This is a genomic window from Tessaracoccus caeni, assembly GCF_029211185.1.
GTDB classification, from domain to species: Bacteria; Actinomycetota; Actinomycetes; order Propionibacteriales; family Propionibacteriaceae; genus Arachnia; species Arachnia caeni.
The window spans coordinates 1-15,222 of record NZ_JARGDO010000033.1 but is presented as its reverse complement, the minus strand read 5'-3'; the positions used below and the strand labels follow the sequence as shown (position 1 = coordinate 15,222).

Annotated in this window: 11 protein-coding genes; 7 read left to right on the top strand and 4 right to left on the bottom strand. The window is 66.8% G+C overall.

What is annotated here, in order from left to right; translation table 11 throughout:
* The first annotated feature begins 726 nt into the window (after positions 1-726).
* Positions 727-1,692: a hypothetical protein gene (locus P0D62_RS18490; protein ID WP_275704012.1), complete on the top strand. Its 966-nt coding sequence runs from the start codon at positions 727-729 to the stop codon at positions 1,690-1,692.
* Positions 1,693-1,709: 17 nt separating this feature from the next.
* Here P0D62_RS18490 and P0D62_RS18485 read toward each other — a convergent pair whose 3' ends face one another.
* From P0D62_RS18485 to aceE, 3 genes are all read right to left on the bottom strand, one after another.
* Positions 1,710-3,896 carry a 6-phosphofructokinase gene (locus P0D62_RS18485; RefSeq protein ID WP_455153265.1) on the bottom strand — a complete coding sequence of 729 codons (2,187 nt, stop codon included), beginning with the start codon at positions 3,894-3,896 and terminating at the stop codon, positions 1,710-1,712.
* Between the two features lie 29 nt (positions 3,897-3,925).
* Positions 3,926-4,360, bottom strand: a complete 435-nt coding sequence (locus P0D62_RS18480; protein ID WP_275704010.1) for a DUF3052 family protein — start codon at positions 4,358-4,360, stop codon at positions 3,926-3,928.
* Between the two features lie 106 nt (positions 4,361-4,466).
* The gene (gene aceE / locus P0D62_RS18475; protein ID WP_275704009.1) at positions 4,467-7,226 is read right to left on the bottom strand and encodes a pyruvate dehydrogenase (acetyl-transferring), homodimeric type; all 2,760 of its coding nucleotides are present in this window, start codon (positions 7,224-7,226) and stop codon (positions 4,467-4,469) included.
* A gap of 250 nt (positions 7,227-7,476) precedes the next feature.
* Between aceE and P0D62_RS18470 the strand changes: the two genes are divergently transcribed.
* From P0D62_RS18470 to P0D62_RS18450, 5 genes are all read left to right on the top strand, one after another.
* Positions 7,477-8,565 (top strand): PucR family transcriptional regulator, encoded by a 1,089-nt coding sequence (locus P0D62_RS18470; RefSeq protein ID WP_455153264.1) that lies wholly within the window; start codon positions 7,477-7,479, stop codon positions 8,563-8,565.
* A gap of 188 nt (positions 8,566-8,753) precedes the next feature.
* A complete protein-coding gene (locus P0D62_RS18465; protein ID WP_275704007.1) occupies positions 8,754-9,698 on the top strand; it encodes an ACP S-malonyltransferase in 945 nt (314 codons plus the stop codon).
* On the top strand, positions 9,664-10,695 hold the full coding sequence (locus P0D62_RS18460; protein WP_275704006.1) for a beta-ketoacyl-ACP synthase III: 1,032 nt from the start codon (positions 9,664-9,666) through the stop codon (positions 10,693-10,695). The genes P0D62_RS18465 and P0D62_RS18460 overlap by 35 nt, the downstream gene beginning before the upstream one ends.
* A 42-nt stretch (positions 10,696-10,737) precedes the next feature.
* Positions 10,738-10,983 carry an acyl carrier protein gene (locus tag P0D62_RS18455; RefSeq protein WP_275704005.1) on the top strand — a complete coding sequence of 82 codons (246 nt, stop codon included), beginning with the start codon at positions 10,738-10,740 and terminating at the stop codon, positions 10,981-10,983.
* 88 nt (positions 10,984-11,071) lie between these two features.
* A complete protein-coding gene (locus P0D62_RS18450; RefSeq protein WP_275704004.1) occupies positions 11,072-12,331 on the top strand; it encodes a beta-ketoacyl-[acyl-carrier-protein] synthase family protein in 1,260 nt (419 codons plus the stop codon).
* 163 nt (positions 12,332-12,494) lie between these two features.
* On the opposite strand, the gene P0D62_RS18445 is transcribed toward P0D62_RS18450, so the two are convergent.
* Positions 12,495-13,019 carry a DUF3145 domain-containing protein gene (locus P0D62_RS18445; protein WP_275704003.1) on the bottom strand — a complete coding sequence of 175 codons (525 nt, stop codon included), beginning with the start codon at positions 13,017-13,019 and terminating at the stop codon, positions 12,495-12,497.
* A 128-nt stretch (positions 13,020-13,147) separates the two neighbouring features.
* Here P0D62_RS18445 and P0D62_RS18440 point away from each other — a divergent pair, with 128 nt between their 5' ends.
* Positions 13,148-14,986: a S9 family peptidase gene (locus P0D62_RS18440; protein WP_275704002.1), complete on the top strand. Its 1,839-nt coding sequence runs from the start codon at positions 13,148-13,150 to the stop codon at positions 14,984-14,986.
* Positions 14,987-15,222: the final 236 nt, after the last annotated feature.

Below are 15,222 nucleotides of genomic sequence, written 5' to 3'. Positions count from 1 at the left end.
AAAGAACCAGAGAAGACATTGGCCATAATCAAACATGAAGAGCGAACCAAAAACCCAAATCCAAACATCTAGCTCGAATCCGAATCAATGAACACTCAAAGAAAAACCACAACCTGCAACCACAAAAACAGTTGCACGCCATGGCACAAAACCCACACAAACAACACTACAAAAAGTAATGATGAATGCATGAAAAAATCATTGACCATCAAAAACACGCTGTTGAGTTCTCAAAAATCAACCACACAAGAACCTCAAACCCCCCAAAAAACCAAGGAGAGAAATCCGAACCAAGCGGCAATCTTTATTTGTTCGCTGCCGAAGCAACTCGCATAACTTTACTGCACACGATCGAACCCGTCAAATCCGAGGATTTCAGCGGTTCGAACCGAATATGAAGTGGAAGATGCGTTTTTCTCTCGATCGCTTCCCCGTCTGAGGGGGCTAATCAGGAGGACCGTCGCGCTAGGCGAACGTTGATCAACTCTACATACTACATTCGGTCGTGTCAAATCGACTGATCTGTGATCCGGCCGACTGACCTGCTCGTGCGCTGTTGAGTTGTGCCGCTGCCTTCGTCAGGCAGCTCGGAGAACATTACCCCTGCCCATGGGGGCTGTCAACTCCGCCCTCAGACGGGGTTCTTCGGAGCCTCGGCGGGCTCGCCACGACTCCTTGGCGTCTGGCAAGTAGGCTCTGGGCATAGCCGACGACAAGAAGCAGGTGATGGTGGAGAACGCAACCGAAGGCGCGCGCCCCCGGCGTGCCTTGCCGGCAGACGACATCGATGGGCGCCCGGCGCTCGCGTCGCAGGAGAAGGACGAGGCGTCCCCGTTCGTTCCCCGCGCACGACGCGCGTATGAGGACGCGGGTGCTGATGCGCGTCCCGATCCGGCCGAGGAGCAAGGTACACCTCCCCCGGGCCCCGTATCCGCCGAGGAGGACGCCGGTACGAAGGTCGCGCCGCGTCGTCGTCCCGGGCTGGTGGTGGTCGCCGCAGGTCTCGCCGTGGCCGTGCTCATCGCGGTGATCTATCTCTCTAAGGGACCAAGCACCAGTGCCGGGCCGGCGAGCCCGTCGCCCAGCCCCAGCCTCAGTGTCGCGTCGCCGTCATCAGAGCCCTCCAACTCCCCCGCACAGTCGACGGACCTTTCGTCGCCCAGCGGCAGCGCGCTTGCGACAAACAGCAAGCCCCCGTCTCCGGTGGGCAACATGGCACTCGACCTCAACGACGCGCGAGTGACCATCCCGTCGGGGTGGGAGCTGTATGCGGACGAGGCGGTCGACGACTCGCGTCGTCTGCTCCGCCTTCGCGATCCCCACACCGACATCAGGGCGCAGCTCGTCACCCTCACGTCGATCGACGAGAATCTGAATGCCGCATGCCAGGCTCTGGTCGACGACCAGAGCAGGGCCTACGAGGACGTCACCCCGGCTCTCACGTCGCCCATCGGGCTCAACAGCGATGCCGGAAGCGGCGTCACCTGCGGGTTCACCGGCACACGCGCCAGCGACGGGCAGTCGAATAGTGTGACCTTCACGATCGTGCAGCGTGGTGAGGACGACCACAGCCTGGTGCTCCGTTCGACGATCCCTGCGACGGTAGTCGCCGACGATCCGGGCCGGGTCGCCTTGGTGGCGCTGAACTGCGAGGCGAGCTCGACCTTCGGTCTGCCGCTCCCGCTCTGCTGACGCCGGTCTCCCTGCGATTACTCCTGGCCCGGGCGTCGGCTGAGCTGATCGAACACCGGCCGGAGGTCGGTCCACCACTGGGTACTCGGACGCTGGTTGTCCCAGTCCATCTCCTCCAGCACGTGACGCAACGGCGCGATGAGCGACGGGTCGCTGGACGACGCGGCACCGTATTCGGCCTTGCCGTCGGTCACCTGCGCGTCGAGATACGCGACGGCCTGCGAGGCAAGGCGCGTCGCGTTGATCCTGTCGAACGGAGTGGGGATGCCGCCCTGCTGGGCGTGTCCGATCACCATCTGGCGCACGGTGTAGCGTCCCTTGCCTTCGGCCTCGAACATGCGCCGGATCATCTCGCACGTGTAGTGCTCGCTGGCGCCCTCGCCCATCACCGTGAGGTAGAAGCTGCGTCCAGAGTCGAACGCGTCGACCAGAGCGGGAATGTCGCGATTCAGCTGCTCGAGCGTGATCCCGGTCTCTGGCAGGTATGCCTTCTCCGCGCCGCCGGCGACACCGCCCACCAAAGGCAGGAAGCCGCAGGTGCGCCCCATGGTCTCCACCACGAAGGCCCGCTTGCTCGCGGACGCCGACATGCGCACCATGTCGATGTCATCGACGACCGTGTTCAGAGCGGTATCGGAGCCGACGGCCATCTCCCAGCACGGCAGATTGTTGTCGATCGACGCCGGCAACAGGGCGATCGGAATGTTGAACGCGGGGTATCGCCGTCGTTCGCTCTCCATCAGTGCCACCGTGGCATAGGCGTGGTAGCCGCCCGAGACGAGCAGCGCGTCGATCTTGTGATCTTCGAGCTGGCGCGCCATCGAGTAGAGATCGGTCTCGTTGGCGATGTAGCGCCGGGTGCCGAAATCGGCGCCTCCGGTGCTGGCCATGCCCTCCACCGAACTCCAATCGAGCTCACGGACGTTGCCCTCCATCAAGCCAGGCACGCCCCCGATGACTGCCAGCATGTCGAAGCCGCGGTCGATGCCGGTGCGAACGGCAACCCGGGCCAACTGATTCATGCCCGGAGCCAGCGCCCCAACGTTCATGATCGCGATCCGCTTGCCCCGCGGCTCGGACGCACTCGGGCGAGCCTCGTTGAGCGTTCGATAGATCTTGATCATCGACTCGAAGCCGTGGCCCCGCGACGCGATGGCGTCTTCGTACCGGCCGTCGGCGATGAGCTGGGCGATCGCGCGCGTGCGTTCGACCGCGGGCAACAGGGGCTCCATGTGCACCTTGTTGCGATGCACGCCCACCAGAACCGGCTCGGCGTCGTGATCGGCGTCCAGCACCTGCCGCACCGCCTCCACCCCACAGGCGGTGGCCATCCAGCGGTCGTAAGCCGACGGCTTTCCGCCTCGCTGCACGTGTCCGAGGATGGTGATGCGGGCGTTGTCGCCCGTGCGCTCCTCCAAGGCCTGGTGAATTCGCTCGGCGGTGATCGACTCGCCCTGCCTGTCCTTGGCTCCCTCGGCGACGATCAGGATCGAGTCGCGGCGACCGGCGTCCCGAGCGCGACCCAGCACCTCGACCATCCGGTCCTCCCACCCGTCGCGCGGCGGCGACTCCGGCAGGAAGACGTAGTCGGCGCCACCCGCGATGGCGCTCATCAAAGCCAGGTAGCCGCAGTTGCGCCCCATCACCTCGACGATGAAGGTGCGTCGGTGCGACTCCGCCGTCGACGAGATCGCGTCGATGGCCTCGGTGATGCGATGGAGCGCGGAGTCGGTGCCGATCGTCATGTCGGTGCCGACCATGTCGTTGTCGATGGAACCGACCAGACCGGCCATCCGCAGCGACGGATGAGCCGCCGCCTGCTCGGCGCTGAGTTCGCCGCGTTCCACCAGTTCGCCGAGGTAGCGCTGCCATTCCAGGCTCAGCACCCGGGCCCCGGTGAGGGAGCCGTCGCCGCCGATGACGATGAGCCGGTCGATGCCGTGCTCGACGAGGTTGCGCACCACCTGACGCTGACCGTCCTCGGCGCGCATGGCCTGTGACCGCGCTGTACCGATCACCGTGCCGCCCTTGTTGAGGATGCCGGAGACGGTGCTCCAGGTCATCCGGCGGATGTGCGCCCCGCCTTCGTAGGCGCCCTGCCAGCCTTCTCCGATGGCGAAGACCTCGGCCTCCGCGTGAATGCCCGCGCGCACGATGGCACGCACGGCTGCATTCATTCCTTGGGCGTCGCCGCCCGACGTCATAATGCCGATTCGCGGTTTCGCCCCGTTGGTCATCGCCTGTTTCCCCTTGATCGCACCACTTTGGAGGCTTGCCAATCGGCAGCCACTGACAGCGTAGAGGTAAGCGCCAGGCCGGCGATCGTGACCCCCTCGGCAATGGTTGCCGCGCTGATATAACCAGGACGCCCGACCTTGGGCGTCAACAGCCAGATGTAGCCGTGATCGGAAAGATCAGGCAGAGCGTCTACCAGGCCGTCGACGACGTCGCCGTCATCGTCGCGCCACCAGAGGACGACCACATCGACGGCTTCGACGGCCTCCTCGACCATCTCCGCGTCGAGGATGTCCATGATCTCCTCGCGGAGTCCCTCGTCCACGTCGTCGTCCCAGCCGAGTTCCTGGACCAGAAGTCCTTCTTCGAGACCCAGGAGTTCCACTCCTTGCTGTCCGTGGTGTCCCGAGCCCGTTTCGTTTGTGTGTGCCACGAACCCAAGATTGCCAGATTCCCCCGCGCGTATGCACCCCTGGCACGAATATGGGCCGCCCGGTAATTACCGGGCGGCCCATGTCATCGCGTTGTTCAGGCGGTTGTCAGGCGTCGCCACCCACGCTGCCGGAGGTGCCGGCGTTGACATTCCACAGCTGGTACTTCTCCGCCGCGTCCAGCGCCAGCTGGAGCGGAACCTCACCCTGGGCGGCAAGGCGCTGCAGCACTGCCACGACGACCGACGGACCGTCGATCTTGTAGTAGCGCCGCGATGCCGCGCGGGTGTCGGAGAATCCGAAGCCGTCGGCGCCGAGCACCGCGTAGTCGCGCGGAACCCAAGGACGGATCTGATCGGGCACGGCCTTCATGTAATCGGAGACCGCGACGATCGGGCCCTCGGTGTCCTTCAGCGCCGACTCGACCCAGGTGGGTGGGTGCTGCCCGGCCGGATCGTCGAAGACAGCCTGATCATGCGCCAGACCATCCCTGCGCAGCTCGCCCCACGAGGTGACGCTCCAGATGTCGGCCACCACCCCGAAGTCGCGCTTCAGCAGCTCCTGCGCCTCGTACGCCCACGGCACGGCGACGCCGGAGGCCAGGATCTGGGCGCGCTTGGCACCGGGAGCCACACCCTCGGACGATCCCTTGCTCAGCAGGTACATGCCCTTGAGCAGGCCGTCGACATCCAGGTCTGCCGGCTCGGCCGGCTGCACGATGGGCTCGTTGTAGACGGTGAGGTAGTAGATCAGATCCTCAGGCTGCTCGCCGTACATCCGACGCAGACCGTCGCGCACGATGTGGCCGATCTCATAGCCGTAGGCCGGGTCGTAGCTGACGATCGCCGTGTTGGTCGACGCGAGGATGGGCGACTGGCCATCCATGTGCTGCAGGCCTTCGCCGGTCAGCGTCGTCTTGCCGGCCGTGGCCCCGATCAGGAAGCCGCGGGACAGCTGGTCGGCGGCGGCCCAGAAGCTATCCGCGGTGCGCTGGAAGCCGAACATCGAGTAGAACACGTAGATCGGCACCATCGGCTCGCCGTGCGTGGCGTAGGAGGAGCCGGCAGCGGCGAACGCGGCGACCGAGCCCGCCTCGTTGATGCCCGTGTGCAGGATCTGACCGTTCTTGGCCTCGCGGTAGCTGAGGAACAGATCGGCGTCCACCGGGGTGTAGTTCTGCCCGTGCGGGTTGTAGATCTTGATGGTCGGGAAGAAGGCGTCCATACCGAAGGTGCGGGCCTCGTCGGGGATGATCGGCACGACGCGCGGCGCGAACTCCTTGTCCCGCATGAGATCCTTCAGCAACCGGACGAACGCCATGGTGGTGGCGATCTGCTGGTTGCCGGAACCCTTCTTGGCGACGGCGTAGGCCTTGTCGCCGGGAAGCGAGAGGAACTTGCGATCGCCGCGACGCTCCGGCACCCCGCCGCCGAGCTGACGGCGGCGCTCCGCGAGGTACTGCATCCGAGGATCGGACGCGTCGGGGCGGATGTACGGCGGATGGTACGGATCGGCCTCGAGCTGCTCGTCGGATACCGGTACCTTGACGCGGTCGCGGAACTCCTTGAGGTCGTCGAGGGCGAGCTTCTTCATCTGGTGCGTGGCGTTGCGGCCGGCGAAGTGCTTGCCGAGGAAGTAGCCCTTGATGGTGTGAGCCAGGATCACCGTCGGGGCACCCGTGAACTCGGTCGCGGCCTTGTAGGCGGAGTAGACCTTCTGGTAGTCGTGTCCACCGCGGGTGAGGCGCCAGATGTCCTCGTCGCTCCAGTCCTTGACCATCGCCGCCGTGCGGGGATCGCGTCCGAAGAACTTGTCGCGCACGAACGTGCCGTCGTTCGCACGGAACGACTGGTAGTCGCCGTCGGTGACGGAGTTCATCAGGTTGAGCAGGGCGCCTTCGCTGTCGTTGGCGAGCAGCGGATCCCAACCACGGCCCCACACGACCTTGATCACGTTCCAGCCGGCGCCGCGGAAGAAGGCCTCCAGCTCCTGCATGATCTTGCCGTTGCCGCGCACCGGGCCATCCAGGCGCTGCAGGTTGCAGTTGATCACGAAGTTCAGGTTGTCGAGTTCGTCGTTAGCGGCAAGCTGCAGCGCGCCACGCGATTCGACCTCGTCCATCTCGCCGTCGCCGAGGAAGGCCCACACCTGCTGCTGCGAGGTGTCCTTGATGCCGCGGTTGTGCAGGTAGCGGTTGAACTGCGCCTGGTAGATCGCGTTGATCGGGCCGAGCCCCATGGAGACGGTCGGGAACTCCCAGAAGTTGGGCATCTGACGCGGGTGCGGGTAGCTGGGCAGCGCGCGCAGCGTGCCGTCCACCCAGTGCGAACGCTCCTGACGGAAGCCGTCGAGATCGGTCTCGTCCAGGCGACCCTCGAGGAACGCGCGGGCATACATGCCGGGCGACGCGTGGCCCTGGAAGAAGATCTGATCGCCACCACCGGGATGATCCTTGCCGCGGAAGAAGTGGTTGAAGCCCACCTCGTACAGCGTCGCCGAGGAGGCGTACGACGAGATGTGGCCGCCGACGCCGATGCCCGGCCGCTGGGCGCGGTGCACCATTACTGCGGCATTCCAGCGCAGCAGGCGGCGGATGCCGCGCTCCAGCGCCTCATCGCCCGGGAACTGAGGCTCCGAGCCGACGGGAATGGTGTTGACGTAGTCGGTGCCGGTGAGCGACGGCACGCCGATCTGCCGCTCGCGCGCACGCTCGAGCATCTTCAGCATCAGGTATCTCGCGCGGTTGCGGCCCCCGGCCTCGATCGCCGCGTCGAGCGACTCGATCCATTCGGCGGTCTCGCTCGGGTCGGTATCGGGCAGGTTAGTGGGCAGTCCGTTGAGGATCGGTCCAGCCTCGTTCTGAGTCACGTGTGTCCTCTCGTTGGTGAGCGGCTAACCCCGACGGCGGGGTCATTAACGGTCACCATACCGCCTCCTGCGCTCGCTGATCAGGGGCTTTCATGAGCGCTTCTCACAACGGCTTCGATTGATCTCCTAATCTGTGGGGATGGAAGCGAAAGCGCCCCGGGTACCACGCCCCGGCACGGCCCCTGCCCAGTTCTCCTCGGCACGGGCCCGCAGCGGTGTCGTCAAGCGCCTGCAATCGGCCAGCGCGGCCATGAACACGGCCACGCTGACGGCACTGGAGGCCAACCACAGCTGGTTCGAATCGTTGGATGCCGAATCGAGATCGTGGATCTCGGTGCTGGCCCGTTCGGGCATCGACGGTTTCGTGAAGTGGTTTTCGGGCGAGGAGTTCGAGCCCGAGTCGGTCTTCGACGCCGCCCCGCGCGCCATGACGCAGCGCATCTCGCTGCAGCAGACCGTCGATCTGGTGCGCACCACCACGGAGGTGGTCGAGCAGCAGATCCAGACCCAGCTCCCCCGCGGCGATCGGCAGGCCCTCCAGATGGGCATCATGCATTATTCGCGCGAGATCGCCTTCGCCGCGGCCGGCGTCTACGCCAGGGCCGCCGAGGCGCGCGGGGCGTGGGACTCCCGCATCGAGGCCACCGTCGTCGACGCCGTGGTCAGAGCCGAGACCGACGAGGCGGTGCTGTCGCGCGCCTCGACGCTCGGCTGGCGGGCCGACTCGAAGGTCGTCGTGGCCATCGGCGGCGCGCCCGAGACCTCCGGTGTGCACGCCCTGCGAAAGGCCGCAACCAAGCTCGGTCTCGACATCCTCGTCGCCCCGCAGGGAGATCGACTGGTGTGCATCTTCGGCGGCTCCGTGGTGGCCACGGAACTCCACACCTACGAACTGATCTGCCAGTTGCACGATCACTTCGCCGACGGGCCCGTCGTGGTGGGCCCCATCGCGGACAGCCTCGCGGGCGCGCACGAGTCGGCTCGCGCAGCCGCCTCCGGATACCGGGCCGCGCGGGCCTGGCCGGAGGGCCCCGAGACCCTGATGTCCGCGGATCTCCTCCCGGAACGCGCGCTCTCCGGAGACGGGCACGCACGCCGCACCCTCGCCACCGAGCTCTACCCCCGGTTGGCGGCCAACAAGGAACTCCTCGAGACCTGCGTGGGCTACCTCGATGCCGGCTGCTCGATGGAGGCCACCGCGCGCGCCCTCTACGTCCATCCCAACACGGTTCGCTACCGGCTCAAGCGCATCCAGGAGATCACCGGTTACAACCCGTCCGACGCGCGCGAAGGCTATGTGCTGCGAATGGCGATTACGCTGGGGCGCCTGCACGGGTGACGGTCCTCTGAAATCACAGGGCTGTCATTCACGGATCTCGACAAGTTTTGTCGCGCTCTCTTGGACGTCCCGGCGTGCGGCCGGGAGGTCGCGGAGACCCGCTTTGTGAGAACCCGACAAATGACCTCGGTGGATTTTCGTGCCAATCGTGCCGCCGATCGTCGGATCCATGAGGCAGAGTTAGTCCCGTGCTAGCTATCGTCGCGCCCGGGCAGGGCGCTCAGACTCCCGGATTCCTCGCCCCCTGGTTGGAGGATCCCGCACTCGCCCAACAGCTCGCTGCGCTGTCCGAGGTCTCCGAGATCGACCTCGCCCACTACGGCACCGAGGCCGACGCCGAGACCATCCGCGACACCGCGATCGCCCAGCCGCTCCTCGTGGCCGCCTCCCTACTCACCGCGCGCGCCCTCCTCGGCGACGACGTGAGCCCCGTGGGCGCCTTCGCCGGGCACTCCGTCGGAGAGCTCGCGGCCATGGCGCTGTCCGGCGCGATCTCCGACGACGACGCCCTGATCCTGGTGCGCGAGCGCGGACGCGCCATGGCCGAGGCCTCCGCCATCCGGCCCACCTCGATGACCGCGGTGCTCGCCGGAAACCCCGACGAGGTGCTCGCCGCCATCGACGCAGCCGGGCTCACCCCCGCCAACAACAACGGCACCGGCCAGATCGTCGCCGCCGGCACCGTCGAACAACTCGCGGCCTTCGCCGAGAACCCGCCGCGCCGCGCCCGTCTGGTGTCGCTCAGCGTCGCCGGCGCCTTCCACACCGTGCACATGGAGCCCGCCGTGGCGCACCTGAACCAGGTGGCGACCGGCGTGGTCACCCACGACCCGGTCGTGGCGCTGCTTTCCAACGCCGACGGCGCGGTGGTCTCCGGCGGCGAGGACGCGCTGGCCCGCATGATCAACCAGGTGGCCAACCCCGTGCGCTGGGATCTCTGCATGAAGACACTCGGCGACATGGGCATCACCGGCATGCTGGAGCTGGCCCCTGCCGGTACGCTCACCAAGATCGCCCAGCGAAATCTCAAGGGCGTGGAGTTGTTCAACCTGAACACCCCCGACCAGTTGGACGAGGCGCGCGCATTCGTCGCCTCCCATGCCGCCGCAGCAACGCGGCCCGAACAGGAGTGAGGCAGACGTGCCATTGCAGTCTTCGACCGGGGCCCAATACGCCCGTTTGATGTCCGTCGGTGGTGCACGCGGAAGCCGCGTCGTCACCAACGAGGAGATGTGCACCATGATCGACTCCACGCCGGAGTGGATCGAGCAGCGCACCGGGATCACCGAGCGCCGTTGGGTGGCCGAGGGTGAGGATGCCGAGAGCCTCGGCGTCGAGGCCGCGACGAAGGCCATCGAGCGCGCCGGCCTGCAGCTGTCGGATATCGACACGATCATCGTCTCGACCGTGTCGCACTACATGCAGACCCCGTCGCTGGCCTGCATCATGGCGGCAAAGCTCGGCCTCGACTCGCCAGCGGCCTTCGACATCTCCGCCGCCTGCGCCGGCTTCTGCTACGGCGTCACCATGGCGGAGTCGCTCGTTCGCTCGGGCTCGTCGACGCACGTGCTGGTGCTGGGCGTCGAGGTGCTCTCGCAGTACACCGACATCACCGACCGCTCCACCGCCTTCCTGTTCTCCGACGGCGCCGGCGCCGTGGTGATCGGCCCGTCCGACGTGCCCGGCATCGGACCGACCGTCTGGGGCTCCAAGCCCGACGGCCACGCGGTGATCGAGATCGACGACTGGCGCGAGGTGGAGCCCGGCTCCGAGGGCCCCTTCATCCATATGGAGGGCCGCGAGGTGTTCAAGTGGGCCACCACTGCCATCGCGAAGAAGGTCGTCGAGACCTTGGAACTCTCCGGCCTCACGCCCGACGAGCTGGACTGCTTCATCCCCCACCAGGCCAACAACCGGATCACCGATTCGATGTTGCGTCACCTCAAGCTGCCCGAGGACGTCGTGGTCGCCCGCGACATCATCCGGATGGGCAACTCGTCCGCGGCCTCCGTGCCGCTGGCGATGGAGGCTCTGCTCGAATCCGGGCAGGCCACCAGCGGGCAGACCGCCCTGATCATCGGCTTCGGCGCCGGCCTGGCTTTCGCCGGGCAGACCGTCGTCCTGCCCTGATCATCCCTGTTTTTCCAGAACCCCCACAGAAAAGGAGCCATCATGGCTAGCACCGAAGAGATCCGTTCCGACCTCGCCGAGATCGTCAACGACATCGCCGGCGTCGCCGTCGAGGACGTCCAGCTGGACAAGTCCTTCGTCGACGACCTGGGCGTCGACTCCCTGTCGATGGTCGAGATCATCTACGCCTGCGAGGACAAGTTCGGCGTCTCCATCCCCGACGAGGATGCCAAGAACCTGAAGACCGTCGGCGACGCCGTCGCCTACATCGAGCGCGCCTCCAACTGAGCGCGGCGGGTGGCCCGCCAGCAGTTGGCGGGCCACCCCACCCCATAACTTTTACCGCCCGTCTTTCCCCCGCGACCGAGGAGCCTCTATGTCCCGCACCGTCGTCATCACTGGTTTCGGAGCCTTCACCCCGCTCGGCACCGACGCCCCCTCCACGTGGGAGGCCATGCTGGCCGGACGCTCCGGCGTGCACACGTTGTCCCAGGACTGGGCGGCCGATCTGCCGGTTCGGTTCGCCGCCGAGGCCGCCGGTGACCCCGTCGAGAAGATCGACCGGGTGGCCGCACGTCGTCTCGACCGCTCGGCACAGCTCGCGCTCGCCGCGGGCCTCGAAGCGTGGGCCGACGCCGGATTCGGCCTGGGCGAGGACAACCCCATCGATCCGGAGCGCCTGCTGGTGAGCGTCGGTACCGGCATCGGTGGCCTGACCACGCTGCTGGGCCAGTGGGACGTGCAGAAGGAGAAGGGCCTGCGCCGCGTCTCTCCCTTCACGATCCCGATGCTGATGTCGAACGCGCCTGCCGCGAACCTCGGCCTGAAGCTCGGTGCGGCGGCGGCCGTTCATGCCCCGGTGAGCGCCTGCGCGTCGTCCAATGAGGCGATCTCACTGGGTCTCGACCAGCTCCTCCTTGGCCGCTGCGACATCGCCGTCGTCGGTGGCACCGAGGGCACCATCCATCCCCTCCCCCTCAACGCCTTCTCGCAGATGCAGGCGCTGAGCCGCCGCAACGACGATCCCGAGCACGCCTCGCGTCCGTGGGATACCGGCCGCGACGGCTTCGTGCTGGGCGAGGGCGCGGCGATCATGGTGCTCGAGACCCTGGAGAACGCGCTGGCTCGTGGCGCGAAGATCTACGGCACGCTGCGTGGCGCCGGCATCAGCAACGACAACCACGACATCGTCCAGCCCGAGCCCACCGGCCGAGGCCAGTCCGCCGCCATGCTGAAGGCGCTCCGCTCCGCGGATCTCAGCGCCTCCGACATCAAGCACGTGAATGCCCACGGCACGTCGACTCCGCAGGGCGACCTGACCGAAGCCGGCTCCATTGCCGCTGCGCTCGGGTCGGCCGTTGATAACTGCATCGTGACCTCCACCAAGTCGATGACGGGTCACCTTCTCGGTGGTGCCGGCGCGCTGGAGACCTTCGCCACGGTGATGGCACTGAAGACCCGCCAGGTGCCGCCGACGATCAACATCGAGAACCTGGAGCCCGGGCTCCCGATCGACGTCGCCGTGAACGAGGTGCGGGAGCTGCCCGAGGGTGAGCTGGCCGCCGTCAACAATTCGTTCGGCTTCGGCGGCTCCAACGTCGCCGTCGCGGTGTCCAACGAGAACGTCACCGCCTGATAGACCCGATAAAAGAGGGGGCGGATCCGGTTGGCCGGATCCGCCCCTTTCTTTTGCCTGACCGGACACAAATCTGCGTATACGTGAAGGCCTTGTCTATAGGGGAGGCCTCCGCGTATACGCAGATTTGTGCTCGGGCGCGGGAGGAAGGTGCGTGTGCGCGTCAGATGACCTGGTGCAGCCAGCGCACCGGGGCCTCCTCGCCGGCGTAGCGGAACACTTCGAGCTCCTCGTCCCACGGCACCCCGAGCATCCGCTCCATGGCCTTGTAAATGGTGTCGCCGCCCAGCGCCTCGTCGGCGATGGCGCGCTTGACCGCGTCTTCACGCAACAGCACGTCGCCGTGCACGCCGATCGTGGCGGTGTAGGGGCCGAGCGTGGGCGTGAAGCAGAAGCGCTGGCCGTCGGAACCCGGGCTGGGTTCCTCCACCACCTCGAAGCGCAGCTGGCCGAACTCGGCGAGCGCTGAGGCGAGGGCGGTTCCGGTTCCCTGAGCCCCTACCCAGGAGAGCTCCGCCCGCTTCTTGCCCTTCTCAGCCGGCTGTTCCGTCCATTCGAGGGAGGTCTTCGCATTCAGCACCGACCCCAGAGCCCACTCGATATGAGGGCACAGCGCTGCCGACGTCGTGTGGATGAAGATCATGCCACGCGCCGCCGGCTGCCTCACCGTGGTGAGTCGTTGATTCATGAGTTTCCTCCCTGATCAGGCCCGATTGCCTTCCCCTGCGATCGCGCGCCAACCAGTGAGGTCTCGATGAGCCATTCTGTTACACGTTCGCCGATGTGACAAGCGGCGACGTGGTAGATATGGGCCTCATGACTGCACCGCTGCCTCTCGACTTCGTCCTGTCCAGCTGCGATTCCCTCTCGCAGGTGAAGGCTGCCTCCTCCGGCCTGTACTGGCTGGCCGGCATCGCGGCGGAGGACGGGCGGGTCACCGTGCGTCGTCGGCGCCCGGACGGCGCGGTGGAGGATCTCACCCCGGAGGCGTCGGTGCGATCGCGAGTCATGGAGTACGGGGGCGGCGCCTTTGACGTGCAGGGCGACGTACTGGTCTACGTCGACGATGTCAGCCGTCGGGTCTGGCTGCGCGACGACCAGGGCGCGCGTGCGCTGACCGCCGAGCAGACACGATTCCGCTACGGCGGCTTGGCCTTGCACCTTGCGTCTCGCCGCGTGCTGGCCGTGCGCGAGGACCACGACGTCCAGCCCGAGCCGCGCACCGAGATCGTGGCTCTCGATCTGGACGATGAGAACCCAGACGGCGGGCAGGTGCTGGTGACCGGGGCCGATTTCTACGCGGGCATCGCCGTGCGCGGCGATCGTGTGGCGTGGTGTCAGTGGATGCATCCGAACATGTCCTGGGAAGAAGCGTCGGTGTGGGCCGCCCCGCTCGATGACCTGTCGAACGCGCTGGCTGTGTGCGCAAAGGAGGGCGTCTCCGCGCTGTATCCCTTGTGGTTGGACGATGAACGTCTCGCTTACGCCAGCGACGAGTCCGGCTACTGGAACTGGACGATCGCCGGGCCGGATGGCGCCCATACCTACCGCTCGGAGACCGACTGCTGCGGCCCGCTCTGGGTGTGCGACGCGCCCGCCCTGGCGTCGGACGGTGGGCGGCTGGCCTTCATCGAGTACCTCGACGGCTGGGGCACGCTCACGCTGTGGGATCCGGCGCCGGGCTCCATCGAGCGGCCGCTGTCCGGGACGGCGGATGTCGAGTCGATCTGTTGGTACGACGGAGAGCTGCACGCCGTCGTGTCGTGGCCTGATCGGCCGGGGTCGCTGGTGCGGCTGACGTCGACCGGGGATGTCGACGAGGTGGTGGGCTCCCCGGGGTTGGAGGAGGCCGTCGCGCCTCAGTCGCGCTGGGCGGAGGGGCCGGCGGGGCCGGTCCAGTTCTGGGCCTATCTGCCCGAGGGCGTCGAGCAGCCTCCGCTGCTGGTGAAGACCCATGGCGGGCCGACGTCGATGGCGACGGCGTCGTTCTCCGAGGAGATCCAGTTCTGGATCTCCCGCGGCTTCGCCTTCGCCGACATCAACTACGGCGGCTCGACGGGCTTCGGCAGGGAGTACCGCGAGCGCTTGAGGGGCCAGTGGGGCGTCCTCGACGTCGCCGACGTGGTGGCCTGCGTCGAGGAGCTGGCGAGTGCCGGACTGGTGGACCGGGCGCGCGTGGCCATCAAGGGAGGCAGCGCCGGCGGTTACACCACGCTGCAGTCGCTGGTGAGCACCGACGTCTTCGCCGCCGGAATGAGCCGCTACGGCATCGGCGATCTGGGCGCGCTGGCGACGGATACGCACAAGGCCGAGTCGCGCTACACGTTCGGGCTGGTCGGCCCCTGGCCGGAGGCCGAGGAGATCTACCGCGAGCGCTCTCCCCTGTTCCACCTCGACCGGCTGTCGACGCCCATGCTGATCCTGCAGGGGATGGACGACAAGGTGGTGCCGCCCAACCAGGCCTTCGCCATGGCGGATGCAGTGCGCGCGGCCGGCAAGCCGTTGGCGCTGATCACCTTCGAGGGCGAGGGTCACGGTTTCCGTCGGTTGGAGTCGAGGCGGATCGCGTTGGAGGCGGAGCTGAGCTTCCTGGAGCAGATCTTCGGCCTGCCGCTCAGCCCCGACGTGCCGAGGTTGGAGATCGAGAACTTGTAGGCAGGCCGAGGAGCTTTGCTGGGTTCCTGCGGATTCTTGCGCGGGGTCTTTTCGAGCTTCCCAGGGGCCCTGGAGGGGCCCCTGCCTGGGAGCAGAAGATGTAGCGGGAAGGGGTTGCGTCAGGTAGGGGGTCGGGTTCATGGTGGTAGTGCTTGGTCACGGTCGAACCCCGGTAGTCAGCCTTGGGGCCCCTGCCTGGGAGCCCGTTTTCGAGCTTGGTGGTGGAGAGCATGCGC

Bases quoted from the DNA above. Each gene is read 5' to 3' on its own strand.
- P0D62_RS18490 (WP_275704012.1), top strand. From the start codon at position 727: ATGGTGGAGAACGCAACCGAAGGCGCGCGCCCCCGGCGTGCCTTGCCG.
- P0D62_RS18440 (WP_275704002.1), top strand. From the start codon at position 13,148: ATGACTGCACCGCTGCCTCTCGACTTCGTCCTGTCCAGCTGCGATTCC.
- P0D62_RS18460 (WP_275704006.1), top strand. From the start codon at position 9,664: ATGCCGCCGCAGCAACGCGGCCCGAACAGGAGTGAGGCAGACGTGCCA.
- P0D62_RS18485 (WP_455153265.1), bottom strand. From the start codon at position 3,896: ATGACGTCGGGCGGCGACGCCCAAGGAATGAATGCAGCCGTGCGTGCC.
- P0D62_RS18450 (WP_275704004.1), top strand. From the start codon at position 11,072: ATGTCCCGCACCGTCGTCATCACTGGTTTCGGAGCCTTCACCCCGCTC.
- P0D62_RS18445 (WP_275704003.1), bottom strand. From the start codon at position 13,019: ATGAATCAACGACTCACCACGGTGAGGCAGCCGGCGGCGCGTGGCATG.
- P0D62_RS18455 (WP_275704005.1), top strand. From the start codon at position 10,738: ATGGCTAGCACCGAAGAGATCCGTTCCGACCTCGCCGAGATCGTCAAC.
- P0D62_RS18470 (WP_455153264.1), top strand. From the start codon at position 7,477: ATGAACACGGCCACGCTGACGGCACTGGAGGCCAACCACAGCTGGTTC.